This is a genomic window from Salinigranum rubrum (assembly GCF_002906575.1).
In the GTDB taxonomy this organism is placed as follows: Archaea; Halobacteriota; Halobacteria; order Halobacteriales; family Haloferacaceae; genus Salinigranum; species Salinigranum rubrum.
In genome coordinates this window covers 669,382-691,249 of record NZ_CP026309.1, presented here as the reverse complement: position 1 = coordinate 691,249, position 21,868 = coordinate 669,382, and the positions used below count along the sequence as shown (strand labels likewise).

Genomic DNA, 21,868 nt, shown 5'->3' with positions numbered 1-21,868 from the left:
ACGTCGCACCGCGTGTCGACACCGCGAGTCGGCTCACACCGCGTCGAGGCGGACGAGCGCGAGTGCGAACGCGGCACCCACCGTCACGACGAACAGGGAGAACGCCTCCGAGAGGTAACCGTACTCGCCGAGGACGCCGACGAGGACGGGGCTCGTCGCCCCGAGGAGCATCCAGCCCGCCTTCAGCACACCCAGTCCCGTCCCCTGAACGTCCGGGGGGAGCGTGTCGGCGATGTACGTCTGGGTGAGGACGGTACAGCCCGTGACCGTGCTGAGTACGAGCGTGAGCGCGACGAGCGGGAGCGTCCCCTCGACGAGGGGGAGCACGAGCAGTCCCGCCAGTCCCGGTAGGAGGACAGCGACGAGCGTCAGTCGAGTTCCGTAGCGGTCCATGCAGGCTCCCGCGACGGGCTGGACGAGGAACGACCCGACGAAGAACAGGCCGAACAGCGAGGCCGCCGTCTCCGGGGCGAGCCCCTTGACGTCCGTGAGCAGGAGGGGGTAGAACGAGACGAACCCCTGAAACGTGAAGGAGAAACAGACCTGGACGGCGACGACCGTCAGAATCGACCCGCGCGTGACGCCGGCGACGAGTCGGTCGAGCGTCGCGCGGGAGAGGCCGTTCGCGGCACCCGTCGCCTCGGAGGTCCGCGCCGGAACGCGCCAGTGGACGCCGAGGGCGACACAGAGAAACAGCGGCGCGAGCGCGCCGAACGTCACGCGCCAGGACGTCGCCGTCGCAACCAGGACGGCGACGACCGGGAGGAGGGCGTTTCCCGCGTTCCCCGCCGCCATCGTGAGACCGATGGCCGACCCCGCGCGGTCGCCGTACACGTCGGTGAGGACGGTGAAACGCGTCGGCCCGTAGAGCGCCGTCGCGAGGCCGAAGCCGGCCGTCGCGACGAACAGCGTCGCCGGAGCGGTCGCCAGCGCGATTCCGAGCATCGTGCCGCCGGCGAGGACGGTGCTGAGCGTCAGAACCCGGCCCTCGCCGAGTCGGTCGCCCATGAGACCGCCGGGAACGTGGCCGAGGGCGTACGACGTCCAGAGGGTCGTCAGGAGCAACCCGGTCGCCGAGAGGCTGAGGCCGAACCCGTCCCGGAAGAACGAGACGAGCGCGGGGTAGACGAGTCGGACGCCGAACGACATGAACCAGCCCGCGCTCACGGCGACCAGTATCCAGCCGCGGTCGCCCCGGAAGAGGGACGCGGTCGCCGCCGTGAGCGTCGTGAGTTTCCGAGCGGTCCTCGATACCACGGTCGACAGGGGGTTCTCGAACCCGAGTAATCCGTGTTCCGTCTCCGGCCAAGTCTTCCGAGAGGGGTCGATGGGCGGTGGGCCGGCGCTGTGGGTTGGGCCGACCCCCTCGGTTTTTGCGCCGCCGCGTCCATAGTGAACGCGAACCACCGACACAGCCATGACGTCCGCACTCTCTCCGCAGGCGGTCCGAACAGCACTCGACAGCGGCGACCCCCTCGCCGTCATAGACGTGCGCGACCCGCTCGACTACGTGCAGGGGCACGTCCTCGAATCCACGTTCGTCCCGAGACACGACCTCGAACGCCGACTCCCGACGCTCGTTCCGAACCCGGCCACGCCGGTCGTCCTGTGTGACCGGTGTGGCGACCGCGCCGCGCGGGACGCGCGGTGGCTCGCCGACCTCGGGTACGAGGACGTCTCGTTTCTCGACGGCGGGGTCGACGCCTGGGCTGCGGCGGGCTTCGAACTCGTCGAGTCGGTCGGGCACGTCCACGCGACGGCGCTCAACTACACGAGCAAGCGGTTCGGCGAGGAGGTCGACGCCGACCGGGACCTGCCCCGCCTCACGCCGTCAGAACTGGCCGAGATGCAGTCCGAGGAGAGCGTGCTCGTCGTCGACGTGCGGAACCCCGAGGAGTACCGCCGCTGGGGGACGGTGCCCGGGTCGGTCAACGTCGAGGGGGTCGACCTCGCGCTGTACGCGGAGGCGCTCCGGGAGACCGAAGAGACGCCGGTCGTCGTCCACTGTGCGGGTCGGACGCGGAGCATCATCGGGACGGCGACGCTGGACGCCCTCGGCGTCCCGAACGTGTACGAACTCGAGAACGGAACGATGGGCTGGCAGTTGGCGGGGCGCGACCTCGCGGACGGAAGCGGACGGCCGGCGGACGTCGCGCCCGACCCGACGCGCGTCGACCGCCTGCGCGAGCGGGTCGCGTCGCTACTGGTCGAGGCCGACGTCCCACGGCTGACGCCGACCGAAGTGGACGAGTTGCGGGCGTCGGTCGCCGCCGACCAGTCGGTGTACCTCGTCGACGTCCGGCGCGAAGCCGAGTACGAACGCGAGCACGTGCCGGGGGCGACGTGGGTCCCGGGCGGGCAACTGCTCCAGACGGCGGAGGCCCATCTGGCCGTGCGAACCGCCGAAATCGTCCTCGTCTCGGAGACGCACGTCCGGGCGGGCATCACGGCGTACTGGCTCGCGTCGATGGGGTTCCCGCACGTCTCGGTGCTCGACGGGGGCGTCACCGCGTGGACCGACGAGGGCCGACCCGTCGCCGAGGGCGTCGACGAACCCGAACCGCCTGACGCCGACAGCGTCCGAGCGACCGTCGACTTCGTCGACGCGCGGGCGCTGTCGACACGGCTCGAAGACGGGGGACCGACCGTCCTCGACGTCGACGACCCGGACGCGTTCGTCGAGGCACACGTCCCCGGCGCGCGGTGGACCTCCCGATACGACCTCGAAGCCGACCTCGCGGCGGGGACGGTCGACGCGAGCGAGCCGCTCGTGTTGACCTGCCGTGACGGGACGTGTTCGACGTACGCGGCCGCCGCGGTGGGGGTCGCGTTTCCGGACCTTGAGGTCGCGGCGCTGCGCGGCGGCGTCGAGTCGTGGCGCGAGACGGGGTTGGCGGTCGCCGAGGGCGAGGAGGGGATGGTACGGCCACCCCGAGCGGTCGAACGGAAGCCCTACGGACAGGGCAGCGCGGAGATGCGCCGCTACCTCGAATGGGAGGAGAGCCTCGTCGAGCGGTGAGTGGAGTGGTGAACGCGGCCGGATTCACCACGATACGCGGTTTTAATCTCGCCGCCCGGGACCCGATAGGACGGAGCCATGGACCTGCAACTCACCGACAAACGAGCAGTGGTACTCGCATCGAGTCAGGGAATCGGCCTCGCCTCGGCGGAGGCGCTGGTCGCCGAGGGCGCTCGCGTCGTTATCAGTTCGCGGAGCGAATCGAACCTCGCACGCGCGAAGGACGAGATTCTCGACGCGACCGGTGCCGACGACGACGCGGTCGTCACCCTCACCTGTGACCTCTCGAACCCGGAGGAGGTCGCCGCACGGATCGAGGAGGCGATCGAGCGCCTGGGCGGACTGGACATACTCGTGACGAACAGCGGCGGGCCGCCGAAGATAGGGTTCGACGAGGCGACCGTCGAGCAGTTCGACGAGGTGTACGAACTCGTTTTGCGAAGCGTCATCGTCGCGGTCGACGCGGCGTTGCCGGCGCTGAAGGCGAGCGAGGGCGTCATCACGAATCTCATCGCCACGTCCGCCCAGCAGCCGGAAGCGAACCACGTGCTCGCGAACACCGTTCGTCCGGGTATCTACGGCCTCTCGAAGTCGCTCGCACACGAGTACGCCGACGCGGGGATTCGGGTGAACTGCGTCTGTCCGAAGAAGGTCGGCCCGGTCACCGAAACCGAGAAACAGCGGACGACGCACATCGGGCGGTACGCCGAGGACCACGGCCTCGACTACGAGGAGGCGCGCGAGCGATTCATCGCCGACATCATCCCCCTCGGCCGCCACGGCGAACTCGCGGAGTTCGGCAAGGCGGTCGCGTTCGTCTCGTCCCCGGTCGCGGGCTACGTGACCGGGCACAGCCTGAACGTCGACGGCGGGTGGTCGAAGCGCCTCTTCTGAGGCCGACACCCGTCCGGGGTGCTCGGCCTCAGGCGTTCGGGATGAAAAACGACAGGAGCGTCGCGGCGCCGGCGACGACCGCGAGCACGGCGAAGGCGGTCGTGAGCTGTCCCAGGTCGCCGAGGTAGCCGACGAAGAGTGGACTCATCGCGCCGAACAGGATCCAACTCGTCCGGAGGAGACCGAGACCGGAGCCTTTGATGTCCGCAGGGAGGCTGTCGGCGATGAACGTGTTCGTGACGACGCCGACGCCGTTGCGGTGACTCAACAGGACCGTCAACAGGAGGAAGTGCGGGAGGCTGTTCCCGAACTGGACGGCGACCAGCCCGAGACAGAACACCCCAGCGAGGACGGTGAGCGTCCACTTCGCGCCGAAGCGGTCCTTGCTCATCCCCGTGAGCGGCTGGACGACGGTCCCGGCGGCGAAGTAGAGTCCGAAGACGACGGCGGCCAACTCGGGCGAGAACCCCTTCGCTTCGATCAGGTAGGTCGGGTAGAAACCGAGGAAGCCCTGGCTGGCGAACGCGAGCGCGATGTGGACGAAGACGACGAGCGGGATGCCGCCGCCCCTGACGGACGCGACGATGCGACGGAGCGACTCGCGCGTGAGCAGTTCCGTCCCCTCCTGCGCGGTGGAGGTTCGGGCGGGGACCACCAGCCAGATGCCGACGGCCATGACGGCGAACAGCGGGACGACGAAGCCGAATCCCAGTCGCCACGTCGCGTAGCCCGCGACCGCCGCCGCGACCGCGGGCAGCACCGTGTTTCCGATGCTGCCGAACGCCATCGTCACGCCGACGGCCGTCCCGGCCCGGTCGGTGTAGATGTCGGTGAAGATGGTGAACCGGTGCGGACCGTACAACGCGGTGCCGAACCCGAAGACGAGGGTCGCGAGGAAGAGCATCCACACGTTGAACGAGAGGGAGACGACCAGCATCGCGCCCGCACAGAGCGCCGTGCTGATGACGAGGATGTTCCCCTCACCGATTCGGTCGCCGAGGAGGCCACCCGGGAACTGACCGATGGCGTAGGCGAACCACAGCGCGCTCAGGAGGAGCCCGGCCGTCGTCAGGTCGAAGCCGAACGTCTCCCGGAGGAACGGCAGGACCGAGGGGTACAGATACCGACCGCCGATGGAGAGGAACCAGCCGGCACTGACGGTGAGGAGGACCCACCCCTTCCCGTCGCGCCAGAGTTCGTGGAGGAGGGCTCGTACGTCGTCGGTCGCCTGTGTACGGAGGGAAGTCACGGTAGGCCTACCGTCCGTCCGTTCGTGGAATTTTCATATGTACGTTGTGGAAGCGGCGGATGTGTGTTCGAACGGGAGGCCCGAACGCCGCGGCGCTCGCGCCCGCGCGTCCACCGCCCGCCTGTCCGTCGCCGGCTCCGGTATCTTTAGTGCGACGTGCCGCGGAACTCGGGTATGAGCTACGGTCGCAGACTCAGAGCGCTGCTCGAATCGGACGGAATCGTCGTCTCGCCCGGCGTTCACGACCCCCTCTCGGCTCGCGTCGCCGAGGAGGTGGGGTTCGACCTCGTCGCCATGACGGGCAACGGCACCTCGCTCGCGAAGGTCGGACAGCCGGACGTGGGGGTGCTCACCCTCACCGAGATGGTCGAGAACGCGAAGTACATCCAGCAGGCGGTCGACGTGCCGATCATCTCCGACGCGGACAACGGCTTCGGCAACGCGGTCAACGTCACCAGGACGGTCAGAGAGTTCGCCGCGGCGGGCGTCGGAGCCATCCACATCGAAGACCAGGTGTTCCCGAAGCGCTGTGGGTTCGTCGAGGGGAAGCGCGTCGTCTCGAAGGAGGAGGCTGTCGGGAAGTTCCGCGCCGCCGCCGACATCCGCGACGAGTGCGGGTCGGAGATGGTGCTCATCGCGCGGACCGACGCGCGCGGCGCGCCCGAGGGGACACTCGACGACGCTATCGACCGGGTGAACGCCTACTGCGAGGCGGGCGCGGACGTCGCCTTCGTGCAGGGCGCGAAGGACGTCGACGAACTCGAACGGGTCGCCAGAGAGGTCGACGCTCCCCTGCTGTACAACTGTAGCGGCGGGTCGCCGGTCGTCTCCATCGAGCGCGCCGACGAACTCGGCTACGACGTCGTCATCTTCCCGCGGCTCTCGACGCTCCCGACGATCACGGCGCTCTTCGAACGGTTCGGACAGCTCCGAGCGGAGGGGATGGACGCGTGGACCGAGACGAAGGAGGCGTTCGAGGGCGTCCCCGTCGAGAGTTACGACCACTTCTCCGGCGTCCCCCAGGTGCTCGAATGGGAGGAGGAGTACCTCCCCGAGGAGTAGCGCGGCCGCGGAACGCGCCGCGGGTCGACACGGCCCAGCGTGACGGTCAGTCCGTGTTCACGAGCGCTTCGGAAGGAGGCATCGGGACCACCTTGAGCGACAGCACGAGGAGGAGGCCGACGGCCCCGACGACGACGAGGATACCGAACGCGTACGTGAGGCCGAAGACGTCGGCGGTGTAGCCGAGAATCGTCGGCGCGGTCGCGCTCACGACGATCATGACGGTGCGGACGAGCCCGAGCACGCCCCCGCCGACCTCGGCAGGGATGATCTGCATGAGGTACGCGCCGCGGACCGGCCGGAACCCGTGGAAGCCGAGCCCGAGGACGGCCGTCGTGACGACGAACGCGAGCAGCGTCCGTGCGGTCAGCACGGCACCCAACCCGACGACGATGAGACAGAACGTCAGGAGGATGACGCTCGTCGCGTCGAACCGGTCGCTGAGGCTGCCTGCGACCGGCTGGCTGATCGCGAGGACGAACAGGAGGCTGTAGAGCGCGCCGGCGGTGCCCGGAGAGAACGACGCGGTGTTGGTTAGATAGAGCGGGTAGAAGGAGGTGAGTCCGACCCACGAGAACGTGAAGGACGAGGAGACGCCGACGAACGCGGAGAAGTGGTAGTACCGAAACAGTCGGAGGTACGCACGACCCGACCGGGTCGGAGACGCGTCCTCGTCGTCGGAGTCCGCCCCCGTCGTCTCGGCGGCGTCACGACCGACACTGCGGTTGAAGCCGTACGCCAACGCGAGACAGATCACGAAGCCGACGAGAAAGATGGCTCGCCAGTCCACCGCGACGGCGAACACGAGGATTACCGTCGCCGGCGCGAGTGCACCACCAGCCTGGCCGACCGTGTCCATCACGCCGACCGAGAGTCCCGTCTTCGACGGGTACAGCCGGGACAGCATGTTGATCGCGACGGTCTTGTGCGTCCCGGTGCCGAAGCCGATCAGCACGACGCCGACGACCAGCGACCAGAACGGCACGGAGACGAACACGACGAGCGAGCCGATGCCGAAGACCAGTGCGCCGGCGGTGATCACCAGACGCTCGCTGAACCGGTCCGAGAGGTAGCCGGACGGGAACTGCATGATCGCGTAGGCGAACAGCAGCGCCGAGTACAACACGCCGACCTCCGCGTTCGAGACACCGTAGGCGTCCTGGATGGTCTCGAACAGCGGGGGAAACACGAACCGGAGGTACTGGACCATGAACCACAGCAGCGACATGAACACCAGAGCGTCGAACCTCCTGAGCAGGTCGTACGCGCGGGTCGGGGTGAGACGGTCTCCGGGGGTAGACATCACTGTGTTCGCGCGTGGAGCGTGTCGGTCGTCCGACTCGCGGCTGGAAGGCTGCGGTGAGTCAGCGGCGGGTGGGCGGGGGTCACGGGTGGCGAGGTCACGGGTCGTTGGACGGGCCGACGAATTCAGCGTCAATAAGCGGTTCGGTCGGGTCAAACCGCTCGACATCGACGCCACGAATCGCGATAAGGCGGACTGGAGGTGGCCCCGACATCTCCGGAGACGACCCGGAGTCGACGGAGCCAGCGGGCGGTCTCGGGTCGTCGGCGGTCGCTGAGAGGGTGTCGGACAGCGGAAAGTATTTCAGGAGTCTGTGAGTGGTCAGACTGTTCATGACGACTGCCGCCGAGATGGCCGACTTCGTGGTAGCAACGACCTTCGACGACCTCTCCGAAGAGGTGGTCGACGAGACGAAGAAGCGCCTCCTCGACTCGATCGCCATCGCGACCGGGTCGATCGGAGCCGAACCAGTCGAGATCCTCCGCGAGACGGTCGCCGAACTCGACAACGACGGGACGACGAGCATCTGGGGGTCGGAGATGAAGACCTCCCCGCCGCTCGCGACGGCGCTCAACGGCGGGATGGTCCGGTACCTCGACTTCATGGACGCGTACCTCCTCTCGGGCGAGGTCCCCCACCCGAGCAACAACGTCGCGCCCGCGGTCGCCGCCGCCGAGTACACCGACGCGTCGGGGAAGGAGCTGATCAGAGCGATCGGCCTCGCCTACGAGATTCACTATCAACTCGGGAAGAACGCACCGCTCATGGACCGCGGCTGGGACCACGGGACGTACGTCACGTTCGCCTCCGCGGCGGGCGCGGGGTCGCTGTTCGGCCTCGACCGCGACGCGCTGATGAACGCCATCGGCATCGCCGGCGTCGGGCACAACGCGCTCCGCGTGACGCGGACGGGCGACCTCACGATGTGGAAGGGGCTGTCGGCGTCGAACGCCGGGCGGAACGCCGTCTACGCCGTCATGCTGGCGAACAACGGGATGGAGGGACCGATCGACGTGTTCGAGGGTCAGAAGGGCTGGAAACAGATCATCTCCGGCCCCTTCGAGGTCGAGTACACGCCCTGCGAGGCCGTCACCGAGACCATGACCAAGAAGTACATGGCGGGGACCGTCGCCCAGACGCAACTCGACGGACTGGAGGAACTCCTCGCGCGTGAGTCCATCGACCCCCACGAAATCGAGCGGATCGAGGTGGACACGTACAAGCGCGCGAAGATCATCATGGGCGGAACCGGAAAGGAGAACGAGTCGGGCAACCGTCACAACGTCCAGAACCGCGAACAGGCCGACCACAGCCTGCCGTACACGATGGCCGCGCTCGCGCTCGACGGCGAACTGGGCCACGACCAGTACGAACTCGACCGGCTCCACCGCGACGACGTTCAGGACCTCCTCCGTCGGATCCACATCTTCGAAGACCCCGACCTCACGGAGCGGTACGAGAACGGCGAGATGCCGGCCGTCATCCGGATCACGCTCACCGACGGGTCGGTTTACGAGATCGAGAAGTCGTACTTCGAGGGCCACCCGGCGACCCCGATGTCCTGGGAGCAACTCGGCGAGAAGTTCGCGATGCTCGCCGACGGCGTCTACACCCCCGACGAACAGGAGGCCATCGTCGACGCCGTGCGAAACCTCGACGAGATGGAGACACGAGACCTCGTCGCCCTGCTCACGCAGTCTTGAGGACGCGGCGGAAACACTAATGCACGAGCGGAGAACACTCTGGGCATGGTCGTAGTTGCCGCAGTTGACCAGTCGAACCGCGCGGAGACCGTCGTCAAGGAGGCCAAGACCCTCGGTGACGCGTTCGGCGACCCGGTACACGTCGTCCACGTCGTGAGTCGGTCGCGATTCATCGAGATGGAGCGGACCGAGATCGAAAAGACCGGACACGCGGTCGACGTCGACCGGATTCGGGAGTACGCGAGGTCGGTCGCGGAGGAGGCCTCGGAGACGTTCGGTGACGATATCGTGTCGGTCGGACTGGTCGGGGACACCGCCGACGAAGTGCTCGCGTACGCCGACGAGCACGACGCGCGGTACGTAGTCGTCGGCCCGCGGAAGCGGTCTCCGACGGGAAAGGTGCTGTTCGGGAGCGTGGCACAATCGATCCTGCTCGAGTCGGAGCGACCAGTCGTGTCGATTCGACCCCGAGACGACGAGTAGCCCCGCCCGTCGGCACGGCACGGAGACGCACGGTATCGCAGGAGTTCGTGTCGCTCGACACCGCCGAAACGGAGTCGTGCATCGGCCCACAGGGAGAGCGACCCGACGGACGCCAGGGGGAGTATCTTTATTACGTATCCTCGTCAAGCCCTGTCCATGTTGGAGAAAGTTCGAGAGGACCCCTACGAGTTCCTCTTCCTCGCCGTCGTCGCGATCACCGTGATCACGGCGTACATCGAGACCACGACGTTTCTGGAGATGTCGGCGGTCGTTCCACAGTTCATCCTGTACCTCGTCGGCGCGACGCTAATCGGTATCATGATCATGAAGTTCCGGGGCGACCAGATCAAAGAGAAACTCGGCCTCTCGGACGTGAGCGCCGGGTTCGACCTGGGTACCGACGACGAAGGGGAGGACGACTCGGACCTCGAAGGGCTCTACGACCTGAACACCGTCGGCGTGGCGAAAGAGTTCGTCTGGCTCATCGTGTACGTGGTCGGCGTGGTGTTCGTCGGGTTCTTCACCGTCTCGGCAGCGTTCTGTATCGTCTACGTCCTCGTCAACGAGACGTCGGAACTCAAGCGCCGAATCCCGCTCGCGCTCGGTTGGACCGCGATTATCCTGGGGGTTCTCTACCTGCTCTTCGTCGAGTTCCTGCAGGTCTCGTCGGTGTGGCGACTCGGCTTCCTCCCCTGACCGCGACTCGACGACGCTGTTCTCGTCCGTTCGTGTTCTCGTCTCCGACGTCGAACTGACGGCCGAGCGCGGTTTCGTCGCGCTTCGTTCCGCCGGTAGCGCCCTCGCGTGTCTCCCGCTCGTCTCCTGTTCTGTGCGTGCGTCGCTCACTGAGCGACGCTCTCTCGGCACTCCCACGACGCAACGCTTCGTCGACGCCGTCGACGCGTACGCCGACTCGGACTCGAATACGGCTCGACAGCCGACGTGTCTCCCCGGCCGCAGATGTCGACAGTCGGACGGCAGACAGGGCTTGGAAGGGTGAGCCGCGGGTGAGGGGTGAGCCATCCACAGACGGCAGAGAGCGTGTCGCCGCCACGCGTACGGACGGACCGAACGTCGTCGACGAGTCGTCGTGCACGACTGCTGCCGAGTGCGGTGTGACTCGGCAACGGAGGGAGCGGTGACGGGACGGTCATCGTCGAGGCGCGGTGCGGTCGGTGTCGGCACGGGGGCGACGCGTCAGCGCCAGCGATGACGCACTGTGGCCCGTGGGACGCGACGGCGAGAGAAAACAGCGGGAATCGAACACGGGACGAGAACGGAGCGAAACGGAGAACGTGACCGCGAGACCGCTACCCGACGAACCGCTGGAGCAGTTTCTGTCGTGGGATGATGAGGAGCACCAGCGAGACGACGAAGATGCCGATGAGCAGTTTGTCGAGCGGAGCGCCGAAGAAGGCGCCCATGCTGTCCCCACCCGCGAACTGGACCGCCAGGTGGTACTGTCGCTCCAGGATGCCCGCCAGCACGAACGCGATGAGGAACGGGATGCGGTTGATCTCGAGGTAGACAAGGATGATGCCGAGGACCGCGAAGACGACGGTGACGAGCATGTCGACGGCGGCGTTCCGGACGATCAGGACGGAGGTCAACGAGAGGACGGTGATCCCGGTGAGGAGCAGCGGAACCGGGACCTGAAGCACGTACGTCGCCTTGTTGGCGACGGCGAGTCCGATGACCGACGTCAGGATGTTCGAGCAGAGGATCGACAGGGCGATGATGAGGACGAGTTCGGTGTTGTCGGTCAGGACCGTCGGTCCGGGGAAGACGCCGTGCATGAGCATCGCGCCGAGGAAGACGGCCATGGTCCCGCTCCCGGGGATGCCGAGGCCGAGCGTCGGGAACAGCTGTCCGCCGTCCTTCGCGTCGTTAGCCGACTCGGGTGCGAGGATGCCGAGCGGGTTCCCCTTCCCGAACGTCTCCTTGTCGGGCGAACTCTGGATGGCGTGTGCGTACGCGACGAACCCGGCCGCCGACCCGCCGGCACCGGGAATCGCGCCGATGAGGAGGCCGATGAGGCTGCAGCGCAGCCAGAGCCACTTGTTCCGGAGGACGATGCGAAGCCCCTCCATCTTGCTCCCGGCCAGTTCGACCGTGTCGAAGTCGACGATAGTGTTCCGCCCGAGCGACGCGATCCGAACGATCTCCGCGATGGCGAAGAAGCCGATGAGCATCGCGATGAGTTCGATGCCGTCGTTGAGCGTGAGGATACCGAAGGTAAAGCGTGGCTCGCCCGTCTGTGGACTGACACCGACGAACGCGACCAGCGCGCCGAGACCCCCCGTGAGAATGCCGAAGAGCGGTCGGTCCGCGACCACGAACGGGATGATGACGATGGCGAACATGACGATCCAGAAGATTTCGGAGGGACCGAAGAGGAGCACGACCTCGATCATGAGCGGGATGGCGAGGATGAACACGCTCGCAGCGAGCACGGCTCCGGTGGCGGACGAGATGGCGGAGACGGTGATCGCCGTCTCCGACTGTCCCTTCTGTGTCATCGGGTAGCCGTCGATGAGCGTCGCGGCGTTACTGCTCGACCCGGGGGTGTTGATGAGGATGGCTGTCAGCGACCCGGAGAACGTCGTCGCACCGACAGCCCCGCTCAACAGCACGAACGCCTCGTACTGCTGGAGGGCGAGGGTGAACGGAAGCAGGATAGTCAGGACGACCGTCCCACCCATCCCCGGAATCGTCCCGATGATCATCCCCGCGACGACACCGATCAGGAGGAACAGGAAGTTGTCCCCAACCACGGAGGCGGCGCCGCTGAGTTTCTCGGCCAACCACGAGAGGTAATCGACGACGACCGCCTGGAGTACGATCGGGTCTACAGCGATTGGGTCCACTGGAGACACGAGTAAAGCCTCGACCATGGAGGTCCAATCTAGGTACACCCTCATATATCTAACTAACGTTCATCGGTGACGCAGCGGGCGCCGGACCCGGACAATAGTTATTTATGGAATGAACGACCCCCTCTGCACTATGGCGGAGACAGAGACGGTACGCTATCCAGGACTGGACGGAAAGACGGCCCTCGTGACCGGGTCGAGCAAGAACATGGGGCGGTCCATCGCCATCGCGCTCGCCGAATCAGGGGCGAACGTCGGAATCACCGCCCGGAGCGACCGAGCGGGCTGTGAGGAGACGGCCGAAGCGGTCGAGGCACTGGGCGGCGAGACGGTGATCACGCTCGGCGACCTGGGGAAGCCCGAAGACATCGAGTCGATGGTGGCCGACGTTCGAGACGAACTCGGACCCATCGACGTCCTGATCAACAACGCGGCGATCCGACCCTCGGTCCCGTTCGAGGAGATCACGCTCGAGGAGTGGCAGCACGTACAGGACGTGAACCTCCGCTCGGCGTTCCTGCTGTCGCAGGAGGCGTACAGGGACATGAAGCCCAGGGGCGAGGGGACGATCGTCAACGTCCTCGGACTGATGGCCCTGCAGGGACGACGAACGAAGGCTCACGGGGTCGTGACGAAGACGGGGCTCATCGGTCTGACGAAGACGCTCGCGGCGGAACTCGGGCCGAACGGCGTTCGGGTCAACAGCGTCATCCCCGGACGGAAAGTGAAGACCGAACGCGGCGAACTCACGCCGACCGAACGCGAGAACTTCCGGAAACTGGAGGAGGCGACACCGCTGCGCCGGCGTGCGGAGCCCGAAGAGGTGGCGAGCGTCGTCCGGTTCGTCGCCTCCGAAGAGGCGTCGTTCGTCACCGGCGAGGTCATCAAGGTCGACGGTGGCCTCAACACCTGCATGGACATCGAGAACATCTCGGTCTGAGTCACGGGCTCGCAGGCGGGCCCGTCGTCCGCGGCGAGTATTGCTGTGTCTGATTTCGCGTGCGCACACGCGGAGAGCGCAGAACCGAGAGCGAGAGGCCGCACCGCTGATCACGGTTTCCAATTCTTCGAGGACGCATATATGCACCAGAGTCATATCAGGTGTCCCACTCATAGAAAGAATTATTAAGGATGGCAAAAAGTGTGAAGCGTAGTACCATGGTAGACAGAAGACAGTTCGTTCGTGCACTTGCAGCTGCGGGTGCAGTAGGGATCGCTGGCTGCTCGGGACAGTCCGGCTCGTCCGAGGGTGGCTCGAGTAACGGCGGCGGAAGTACAGAGTCCGGGTCCGGTGGGTCCGGCGGCTCGGGTGACGGCGGTGAGAGCATGGAGACCGAGTCCGGTGGCTCGGAGTCCGGTGGGGAGGCGTCGTGGCCCCCGTCGCGGAGCATCGTCGACATGATGGTCGACACCGACCCGGGTGGGTTGATCGACATTCTCGCTCGGACCTGGTTCAACTACATGGACGACAGCGACGTGTATCCGGGCGACATCACGACGACGGTCACCAACCGTCCGGGTGCGCAGGGCGTCGTGCTGATGAACGAACTGGCCAACAACACCCCGACCGACGGCGGGGGACTCGGCGGGATGCGGATCAACTCCGCCATCGTGAACCAGATCGGCGCCAGTCAGGCGAACTACGACCTCAGCGAGCTTCGTGCGACCGTCAGGTTCTCCGCCGACACGCGCGCGCTGCAGTTCAACCCGCGGACGACACCGGTCGAGGACCACTTCGAGATGACGTGGGAGGACTTCCAGAACCTCGCGGAGGAGCGCACCCTGCGCTTCCCGTACTCGAACGCCGCACAGTTGGTGTTCGCGACGTACCTGCGCGCGAACGACCCGGTGCTGAACGAGGACAACTGGCAGTTCGTCGGCGTCTCCGGCGGGAGCGAGGCCCGCGCAGCGATCCAGCGCGGCGACCTGGACGGGTACTTCGGTTCGTACGTCTCGAACATCTCGACGCGGAACGACTCGTACTACACCCAGTTCTGTATGGTCAACCCCGAGGCGACGCCGGACTTCTACGAGGCGATCAGCCAGGTCCTGCCCGAAACCTCACCGACGGCCTCCCGCGAGGAGAAGACGCTGGCGAACAACGAGGACGCGATCATCATGAACACCTCGTACCCGCAGGAAGCGGCCGCGAAGGTGTCCGAAATCGTCAACGACCACCACATGGCGTGGCTCCCGCCGGGAACGTCGGACGAAATCTACGACATCCACGTCGAGGCGTTCCAGGCCGCGGCCGATTCGGAGGAAGTGGCGGAGCAAGTCGCGACCACGTTCAGCGAACCCGACCACAACCCGCTGGTCGGACAGCCCGTCCAGGACATCGCCAGCAACAAGTTCCAGACGCTGTACGAGGACGACGAGATCCGCACGCTGATCGAAGAGAACCTCTTCTGAGCTGAGGGTTCTTCCGCTCTTTCTGTTCTGTTCACCCGCCTGGAGCGACGGCGTTCGGTCGAGCGTGTCGGAGCCGTTCGAACCGGGGAGCGCCGCGACTCGATACCGCGCCGTCGGGAGCTACAGCGCGCCTCGCGTCCAGCCGCCGTCGACCCGGAGGACGTCACCCGTGATGTAGCTCGCCTGTGGCGAGACGAGGAACACGACCGCGGTGGCGAACTCCTCGGGCGTCCCCGGGCGGTCGAGCAGCACCTCGTCGTTGCGCGACTGCATCGCCTCCTCGCTCGTGATCTCTTCGTACTCCGCGCGTCGTTCGATCTTGTACTCGATCCGCTCCGTCATCACGTACCGAGGGGCGACGACGTTGGCACGGACGTCGGGGGCGTACTCGCGGGCGATGGTCTTCGTCAGCCCGTACAGTCCGAGGCGGAACACGTTCGACAGCGCGTGGTTCTCGGGGGGTTCCCGGGCGGACGCGCTGGTGATGGTCACGAGGCACCCGTCGTCACTGTCTGTGAGGTGTGGAAGCGCCGCTTCGCTCAGCCACACGTTGCTCTTGATGACGAGTTCGTACGCGTCGTCCCACTGCTCGTCGGTCGCCGCGTCGAAGGTGACGGCCGGGGGTCCGCCGTGGTTGTTGACGAGGACGTCGAGGCCGCCGAACGTCTCGACCGTCTCGGCGACCGCGGCCTCGATGTCCTCGCGGCTCCGCACGTCACAGGGCCGTGCGAGGAGGCGAGACGGGTCGACGCCCGTCTCGTCGAGCAGATACGCGCGCGCGTCGGCGAGGTTCGATTCGCTCCGCGAGGTGATGGTGACTGCGGCGCCCTCGTCGAGCAGTCGGCGGGCGATTGCTCGCCCGAGCCCCTTGCTCGACGCGGCGACCAGTGCCGTCTTATCCGTGAGTCCGAGGTCCATACGACGTGTCCGCACACCGCGTACTAACCTCTTCTGCTCCAGTAAAATCGCAGAGACGGGCGGAACTGGTCAGACCGCGAGCGCCTCGACGAGCGGATCGACCGCAGGCAGGGTTTCGAGGTCGTCACAACAGTCGACGATGACGTCGATCGCTTCGTCGCTCAGCAGCGGTTCAGCCATGGATCTCATCTTCGCTTCGAGCGCAGCCTGCGACAGCGGGTTGCGCGCGTGGCCAGGGGCGTAGTCGACGTGTGTCTCGTACTCCTCGCCGTCGACGATCAGCCGGACGAGAGAAGGGGTCGAGTCCGGGTGCCGGACTGCCTCGGCGTTCATCTCGTCGGAGGCCTCGACGGTGACGAGGTCCATCAGGCGGTGAACGGTCGGGTCCGTCCGGTAGGAGTTCGCATAGTGTTCCGGCCGAACGTCGCCGTGGATGGCCGCAATGGCCGTCGTGTAGGGGATACTGTGGTCGGCGCTCTCCCGCGTCAGGTCCGTCGACCACTTCTCCGCACCGCCGAGAATCGACGCCGCCTCGTCGAACGTCTCGACCTCGATCCTGTCGATGTCCTCGTGAGCGATGTCGTGTTCGGTGACGAGGTCGCGGACACCTGCGATCATCGGCTGCATGTAGTAGCCGCACGGGAACGGCTTGACGTGCGCATCCGTGATTCGATACGCCGCGCTGTCCCGTCCACCAACACGGTCGACGTCAAGCGGCCGGCCGGCGACGACCTCGAAGAACCCGCCGGGACCCTCGAAGACGCGTTCCGGACCAGTCATGCCGGCACGGGCCATCTGACACGCCTGGATGGCGTTGTGGGTGACGTACGGATGGGCGACGCCCTTCCACATGCTCACGTCGCCCTTCCGGGAGACGATGAGCGTCAGGTTCGACGCCCCCGCGATACCGACCGCGTGCTGGAGTTCCATCCGAGAGAGACCCATGAGCGTTCCCACAGCCACGGCGCTGGAGAAGCTCCCCCAAGTCACGTAGTCGTAGTCGTTACCCCAGAGGACACCCGTATCGAGACCCATGCCCTCTATCTCGTAGGCGAGCACGATGGCCTCGACGAGTTCCGCGCCGGTGCGGCCCTCGGCTTCGGCGACCGAGACGAGAGCGGGGATGTGGTCGCTCGGATGGCAGGCGCGACCCTCGCTGATGTAGGTGTCGTTGTAGTCGAGGTACCGGACCATCGTGGAGTTGATGAGGCCCGCGTACTCCAGCAGCGTGGACGTCCCCGAGCCGAAGACCGTCGCGGTCTGCGCACCAGGGCCGTCGAGGCGGCCGTACGTGGCTCGCAAGTGTTTGCTCGGGGGACTCGCATACGCCCCGAGACAGCAGCCGACCGAATCGAGGACGAGTCGCCGTGCAGCGGCGACCGCGTCGTCGGAGATGTCGTCTATCGAGAGGTGATACGCGTAGTCGCTGATCGTCTCGCTCGTGAACTCCATCGACTGTGGCTCGACCGGGGAGTGGATAAGCGTTGGCCCAGACACCGACTGGCGGGTTGTACGGGGTCAGAGAGGGTAAAATCGAACGTATCCAGTCGGTATGTTTATTTGGGAGTACTCAGACCGTAGGACGTGAACGAGACAGTAGCGTTAGCACGATTCGTCGAAGAGACATCTCTCACGGACGTTCCGGACGACGTTCGGCAGAAGGCGAAGGAAGCGATCACGGACCTCGTCGGAGTCGCCGTCTACGGATCGTACCACGAGGTCGGGGAACGGGTCGCGTCGTACGTCGACGCGACGTTCGCCGAGGGGACCGCTACGGTGTTCGGCCGTGGCGACGCGAGTCCACCCGGTGCGGCGCTGGCGAACGCCTCGTTCGGCCACGCCGTCGACTTCGACGACACGTTCGAATCGATCGTCATCCATCCGACGTCGCCGGTGTTCTCGGCCGCACTCGCGGTCGGCGAACAGGTCGACGCGACCGGGCCGGAGGTGCTCACTGCGTACGTCGTCGGGGTGGAGGCGGCCTATCGAACCGGACACAGCACGTATCCGGAGCACTACGAGAACGGGTGGCACAGCACCGGAACCGTCGGGACGTTCGGCGCGACGGCGGCGGCCGCCTCCGTGATGGGCCTCCCGACGGAACAGGTCCGCCACGCGTTCGGTATCGCCGCGTCGGGGTCGTCCGCGCTCAAGAAGAACTTCGGGACGATGACGAAGCCGCTCCACTCGGGACACGCGGCGCAGATGGGAGTCCGCGCGGCGACGCTCGCCGCCGAGGGCTTCACCGCCGACCCCAGCGTGTTCGAGGGGAAGATCGGATACGGCACCGTGATGACGCCCGGCGGAACGTACGACCCCGACGAACTCACCGAGGACCTCGGTGAGACCTGGGCGGTCATGGACATCGGTTACAAGCCGTACCCCTCGGGCGTCATCACCCACGCCGCGATGGACGCACTCAGAGAAATCGTCGTCGACCACGACCTCGAACCAGAAGACGTCGAAACCGTCACCGTCGCACTGGACGACGCGGCGTCGGAGATGCTCCACCACGCGAACCCCGAGACCGGGCTGGAGGCGAAGTTCTCCATCGAGTTCTGTCTCGCGTCCGTGCTCCTCGAACGGGACCCCGGCATCCACGAGTTCACCGACGAGTACGTCACCGCGCCGGCGACGCGCGAACAGACGCGGAAGGTGACGCGCGCGTTCGAGGAGAACCTCTTCGGCGGGAACTACGCGAACTACGCCGCGCGCGTCGAGGTGACGACCGTCGAGGGCGAGCGGCTCTCGAACGAGATGATCCACGCGCCTGGCTCGCCGAACAACCCCCTCTCCGAGGAGCGTCTCCGGGCGAAGTTCGACGAGTGTGCGCGTGACGTCCTCTCCGACGCGGACGCCGACGACGCGTACGAGGCCATCATGGACCTCGAATCGGACGACGCGGTCGACCGCCTGACCGACGCGGTAAGCGCGTAATCGGCTCTTTCTTTCGGCTCGTCAGCGGCGCATCAGCCGAGCGTCAGCCGGCGGTACGGAGCAGGTCGACGAGTTCGCGTCCCGTGGTCGATTCGAGGTCGCGGACGCGACCGACGAGGCGACGGCGGTCGTCCGCGTCGAGCGCCGGGACGAGGTCGGCGACCTTGCGTTCGAGGTCGTCCCACGTCATCGGGTGGTCGGGTTCGCCCTGGACCCACTCGCGGAACAGTTCGTACGACTCGGTCGCGGTCTCGACCGTGACGCGGGCGGGGTACAGTTCCGGGAGGTACGCTTCGAGTTCGTCGCTCGCGACCGTCGTCGTGACGTCCATCACGCGGTCGAACGCGGCGGGGCGGTCGTCGGAGAGCGCCGCCTCGAACGCGGAGAGTCCGGCCTCGCGATAGACGACGGCGAGCGCCGCCGAGAAGGGCATGTCGAACTGCGCCTCCGCGGACGAGGTCGGGTGGGCGTCGCCCTCGCTACGCCCGAACATCGCCGCGCCGGAGGTCGGCAGTTCGACGACGATGGACTCGACGTCGTCGGGGGCGAGTTCCTCCTCGGTGGCCAGGTCGATCAGCAGCGCGAGGGGGACGTGCGCGAACGTCCCGACGGGGTACGGCTTGATCTTCGTCCGGGCCGCCTCGTACACGTCGCCGAGACCCGCTGTCGCCCGTTCGGGCGCGGGCCTGTCGGCGTACGCCTGCAGGAAGCCGAGGTCGCCCTCGATAGGGTCGGGTGGCCCCTCGAACCCGTTCGTGGCGAGGGCGACGGCGACGAAGGCGTTTCTCGCGGCCAGTCCCGGGTGGATCCGTTTGTTCCACCCGCCGGTGATGCTGCACTGGTAGGACCCGCTCGCCTGGCTGCCGTTGACGGCGAACGCCGAGACGAGTTCGTCGGAAGCGAGGCCGTAGACGACGCCGACGGCGGCGGTGGCGCCGAACGTTCCGCACGTCCCCGTCGGGTGGAAGCCGCGTTCGTGCGAGGAGCGCGGGTTGCAGGCCATGCCGAGGCGGGCGGTGACGTCGTAGCCGGCGACGAGCGCACGGAGGAGGGTTTCGCCGTCCGCGTCGGCCGTCTCTGCGGCCGCCAACGCGGCTGTGACGACCGAGGAACCGATGTGGAGGCTCCCGGGGGAGTGTCGGTTGTCGTAGTCGAGGCTGTGTGAGAGCGCCCCGTTGACCAGCGCGGCGTCCGCGGGCGACAGGCGGTCGCCGGTCGCCAGCACCGTCGCGGTTCCCTCCGGCCCCCGTGTCCCGTGGAGGGCCCGACCGGCACCGACCATCACGTCGGCCGAGTCCGACCAGTGGTAGCCCCCGACGGTCGTTCCGAGCGTGTCCAGGAGAAGCCCTTTCGTGTACTCGACGGTCTCGTCGTGGAGGTCGTCGACCGACAGGTCGACGCAGTACTCGGCGAACTCGCGTGCAATCGTCATCTGACCACCTGCATACGCTCCACTCACGGAGGTCGGTCTTGATACTGTCGTCTGTGACCGCGTGAGGTGACGTGAAGCGATTCGACACCCCGGGGTGCCGAATTCGCCACCGACGGACAGTCGGCAGGACGAGCGTCCGCCCGGCAGCGCGCCGGCGGAACGGGTATGAAAGTATAAATCAGTGAGCCCAGAAGGCTAACCGAAGGCATGACCACGACAGCCGACTTCGCAGATTTCATCGACGCGACCGAGTACGACGACCTCTCCGAGGAGGTCGTCGAGGGGATCAAGAAACGGATCCTCGACTCGATCGGCATCGCCCTCGGATCGATCGGCGACGAACCGGTCGAAATCGTCCGCGAGACGGTCCGCGAACTCGACCCCGAGGGAGGCGCGTGCGGTATCTGGGGCTCCGACGAGACGGCCTCGCCCCCCGAGGCGGCGATGATGAACACGGCGCTGATCCGCTATCTGGACTACATGGACGCGCTGTTGCTCCCCGGGGAGACGCCGCACCCAAGCGACAACGTCGGTGCCGCCATCGCCAGCGCGGAGTACGCCGACTGCTCCGGGGAGGACCTCATCACCGGCGTCGGCATCGCGTACGAGGTGCACGGCGAGATGGCCGACAAAGCCCCGGGCCGTGACATCGGCTGGGACCACATCCACGTGACGTTCGGGTCGACCGCCGCGGCGTGTAAGCTCATGGGCCTCGACTACGAAGGGATTCGGAACGCGGTCGGTATCGCGACGGCGGCTTACAACCCGCTCCGCGTGACGCGCACCGGCGAGATATCGATGTGGAAGGGAATCGCGTCGGCGAACCTCGCGCGCAACGCGGTGTACACGACGATGCTCGCGAAGAACGGCATGGAGGGCCCCGTCGACGCGTTCGAGGGGCAGAAAGGCTGGAAGGAGATCGTCCAAGAGCGCGACTTCCAGGTCGAGTTCACGCCGTGTGAACGGATCCTCGAAGTCATGACGAAGAAGTACATGGCCGGCACGCACGCCCAGACGGCCATCGAGGGCCTGCTGGAACTGCTCGAACGCGACGATATCGACCCCCACGACATCGAACAGCTTCACCTGGTGACCTACGAGAGCGCGAAGCACGTCATGGGCGGCGGCGAGGGCGACCGCCACGTGCCGAAGAACCGCGAGCAGGCGGACCACAGCATCCCCTACACGCTCGCGGCGGCCGCCCTCGACGGGCAACTGATGAAAGAACAGTACGAACAGGAGCGCATCACCCGCGACGACGTCCGCGAGTTGATGGGGAAGATGACCGTCGAGGGGAGCGCCGAACTCACCGAGCGGTTCGAGGCGGGCGAACAGCCGTACAACATCACCGTCACGACGGCGGACGGGAGCGAACACCGCATCGAGAAGACCGCGTTCGAGGGGCACCCGACGAACCCGATGTCCTGGGAGCAACTGGAGGAGAAGTTCCACGGCATCGCCAAAGACGCGTTCCCCGAATCGCACCGGAACGAAATCGTCGAGACGGTCAGGAACCTCGAACAGTACGAGACGAGCGACCTCACGGCGTTGCTGAACGCCCGGTCGTAGGTCGCGTTCGGTCG

18 protein-coding genes are annotated in these 21,868 nt (G+C 66.6%); 10 read left to right on the top strand and 8 right to left on the bottom strand.

What is annotated here, in order from left to right; translation table 11 throughout:
• Nucleotides 1–33 precede the first annotated feature (33 nt).
• Nucleotides 34–1,257 (bottom strand): MFS transporter, encoded by a 1,224-nt coding sequence (locus C2R22_RS03305; RefSeq protein ID WP_162562362.1) that lies wholly within the window; start codon nucleotides 1,255–1,257, stop codon nucleotides 34–36.
• A 160-nt stretch (nucleotides 1,258–1,417) separates the two neighbouring features.
• Here C2R22_RS03305 and C2R22_RS03300 point away from each other — a divergent pair, with 160 nt between their 5' ends.
• Both C2R22_RS03300 and C2R22_RS03295 read left to right on the top strand, forming a co-directional pair.
• Nucleotides 1,418–3,019: a rhodanese-like domain-containing protein gene (locus tag C2R22_RS03300; RefSeq protein WP_103424489.1), complete on the top strand. Its 1,602-nt coding sequence runs from the start codon at nucleotides 1,418–1,420 to the stop codon at nucleotides 3,017–3,019.
• A gap of 78 nt (nucleotides 3,020–3,097) precedes the next feature.
• Nucleotides 3,098–3,913 (top strand): SDR family oxidoreductase, encoded by an 816-nt coding sequence (locus C2R22_RS03295; protein WP_103424488.1) that lies wholly within the window; start codon nucleotides 3,098–3,100, stop codon nucleotides 3,911–3,913.
• 28 nt (nucleotides 3,914–3,941) lie between these two features.
• Here the strand turns inward: C2R22_RS03295 and C2R22_RS03290 are convergent, their stop codons facing one another.
• The gene (locus tag C2R22_RS03290; RefSeq protein ID WP_103424487.1) at nucleotides 3,942–5,162 is read right to left on the bottom strand and encodes an MFS transporter; all 1,221 of its coding nucleotides are present in this window, start codon (nucleotides 5,160–5,162) and stop codon (nucleotides 3,942–3,944) included.
• Nucleotides 5,163–5,336: 174 nt separating this feature from the next.
• Here C2R22_RS03290 and C2R22_RS03285 point away from each other — a divergent pair, with 174 nt between their 5' ends.
• Entirely contained in the window at nucleotides 5,337–6,224 is an 888-nt protein-coding gene (locus C2R22_RS03285) for an isocitrate lyase/PEP mutase family protein (protein WP_103424486.1), read from the top strand.
• 46 nt (nucleotides 6,225–6,270) lie between these two features.
• On the opposite strand, the gene C2R22_RS03280 is transcribed toward C2R22_RS03285, so the two are convergent.
• The gene (locus tag C2R22_RS03280; RefSeq protein ID WP_162562361.1) at nucleotides 6,271–7,527 is read right to left on the bottom strand and encodes an MFS transporter; all 1,257 of its coding nucleotides are present in this window, start codon (nucleotides 7,525–7,527) and stop codon (nucleotides 6,271–6,273) included.
• 97 nt (nucleotides 7,528–7,624) lie between these two features.
• On the bottom strand, nucleotides 7,625–7,861 hold the full coding sequence (locus C2R22_RS24825; protein ID WP_162562360.1) for a hypothetical protein: 237 nt from the start codon (nucleotides 7,859–7,861) through the stop codon (nucleotides 7,625–7,627).
• Here C2R22_RS24825 and C2R22_RS03275 point away from each other — a divergent pair.
• The 3 genes from C2R22_RS03275 to C2R22_RS03265 all read left to right on the top strand — a co-directional run bounded on the left by C2R22_RS03275 (nucleotide 7,860) and on the right by C2R22_RS03265 (nucleotide 10,409).
• Nucleotides 7,860–9,230, top strand: a complete 1,371-nt coding sequence (locus C2R22_RS03275; protein WP_103424484.1) for an MmgE/PrpD family protein — start codon at nucleotides 7,860–7,862, stop codon at nucleotides 9,228–9,230. The two genes, C2R22_RS24825 and C2R22_RS03275, sit on opposite strands and share 2 nt — an antisense overlap.
• Before the next feature lie 45 nt (nucleotides 9,231–9,275).
• Complete coding sequence (locus C2R22_RS03270) at nucleotides 9,276–9,713, top strand: universal stress protein (RefSeq protein ID WP_103424483.1); 438 nt, start codon at nucleotides 9,276–9,278, stop codon at nucleotides 9,711–9,713.
• Nucleotides 9,714–9,869: 156 nt separating this feature from the next.
• Nucleotides 9,870–10,409, top strand: a complete 540-nt coding sequence (locus C2R22_RS03265; RefSeq protein ID WP_103424482.1) for a tripartite tricarboxylate transporter TctB family protein — start codon at nucleotides 9,870–9,872, stop codon at nucleotides 10,407–10,409.
• A 614-nt stretch (nucleotides 10,410–11,023) separates the two neighbouring features.
• On the opposite strand, the gene C2R22_RS03260 is transcribed toward C2R22_RS03265, so the two are convergent.
• Nucleotides 11,024–12,607, bottom strand: a complete 1,584-nt coding sequence (locus tag C2R22_RS03260) for a tripartite tricarboxylate transporter permease (protein ID WP_162562359.1) — start codon at nucleotides 12,605–12,607, stop codon at nucleotides 11,024–11,026.
• 112 nt (nucleotides 12,608–12,719) lie between these two features.
• On the opposite strand from C2R22_RS03260, the gene C2R22_RS03255 reads away from it, so the two are divergent.
• The gene (locus tag C2R22_RS03255; protein WP_103424480.1) at nucleotides 12,720–13,526 is read left to right on the top strand and encodes an SDR family NAD(P)-dependent oxidoreductase; all 807 of its coding nucleotides are present in this window, start codon (nucleotides 12,720–12,722) and stop codon (nucleotides 13,524–13,526) included.
• 386 nt (nucleotides 13,527–13,912) lie between these two features.
• A complete protein-coding gene (locus C2R22_RS03250) occupies nucleotides 13,913–14,998 on the top strand; it encodes a type 2 periplasmic-binding domain-containing protein (protein ID WP_103424479.1) in 1,086 nt (361 codons plus the stop codon).
• Between the two features lie 120 nt (nucleotides 14,999–15,118).
• Here C2R22_RS03250 and C2R22_RS03245 read toward each other — a convergent pair whose 3' ends face one another.
• Nucleotides 15,119–15,916: an SDR family oxidoreductase gene (locus C2R22_RS03245; RefSeq protein WP_103424478.1), complete on the bottom strand. Its 798-nt coding sequence runs from the start codon at nucleotides 15,914–15,916 to the stop codon at nucleotides 15,119–15,121.
• A gap of 69 nt (nucleotides 15,917–15,985) precedes the next feature.
• A complete protein-coding gene (locus C2R22_RS03240) occupies nucleotides 15,986–17,368 on the bottom strand; it encodes an MmgE/PrpD family protein (protein WP_103424477.1) in 1,383 nt (460 codons plus the stop codon).
• Between the two features lie 132 nt (nucleotides 17,369–17,500).
• On the opposite strand from C2R22_RS03240, the gene C2R22_RS03235 reads away from it, so the two are divergent.
• Nucleotides 17,501–18,853, top strand: coding sequence for an MmgE/PrpD family protein (locus C2R22_RS03235; protein WP_103424476.1), 1,353 nt, complete (start codon nucleotides 17,501–17,503; stop codon nucleotides 18,851–18,853).
• A gap of 43 nt (nucleotides 18,854–18,896) precedes the next feature.
• Here C2R22_RS03235 and C2R22_RS03230 read toward each other — a convergent pair whose 3' ends face one another.
• Nucleotides 18,897–20,285 (bottom strand): MmgE/PrpD family protein, encoded by a 1,389-nt coding sequence (locus C2R22_RS03230; RefSeq protein ID WP_103424475.1) that lies wholly within the window; start codon nucleotides 20,283–20,285, stop codon nucleotides 18,897–18,899.
• Between the two features lie 207 nt (nucleotides 20,286–20,492).
• Here C2R22_RS03230 and C2R22_RS03225 point away from each other — a divergent pair, with 207 nt between their 5' ends.
• Complete coding sequence (locus C2R22_RS03225) at nucleotides 20,493–21,854, top strand: MmgE/PrpD family protein (RefSeq protein WP_103424474.1); 1,362 nt, start codon at nucleotides 20,493–20,495, stop codon at nucleotides 21,852–21,854.
• The last annotated feature ends 14 nt before the right edge of the window (nucleotides 21,855–21,868 follow it).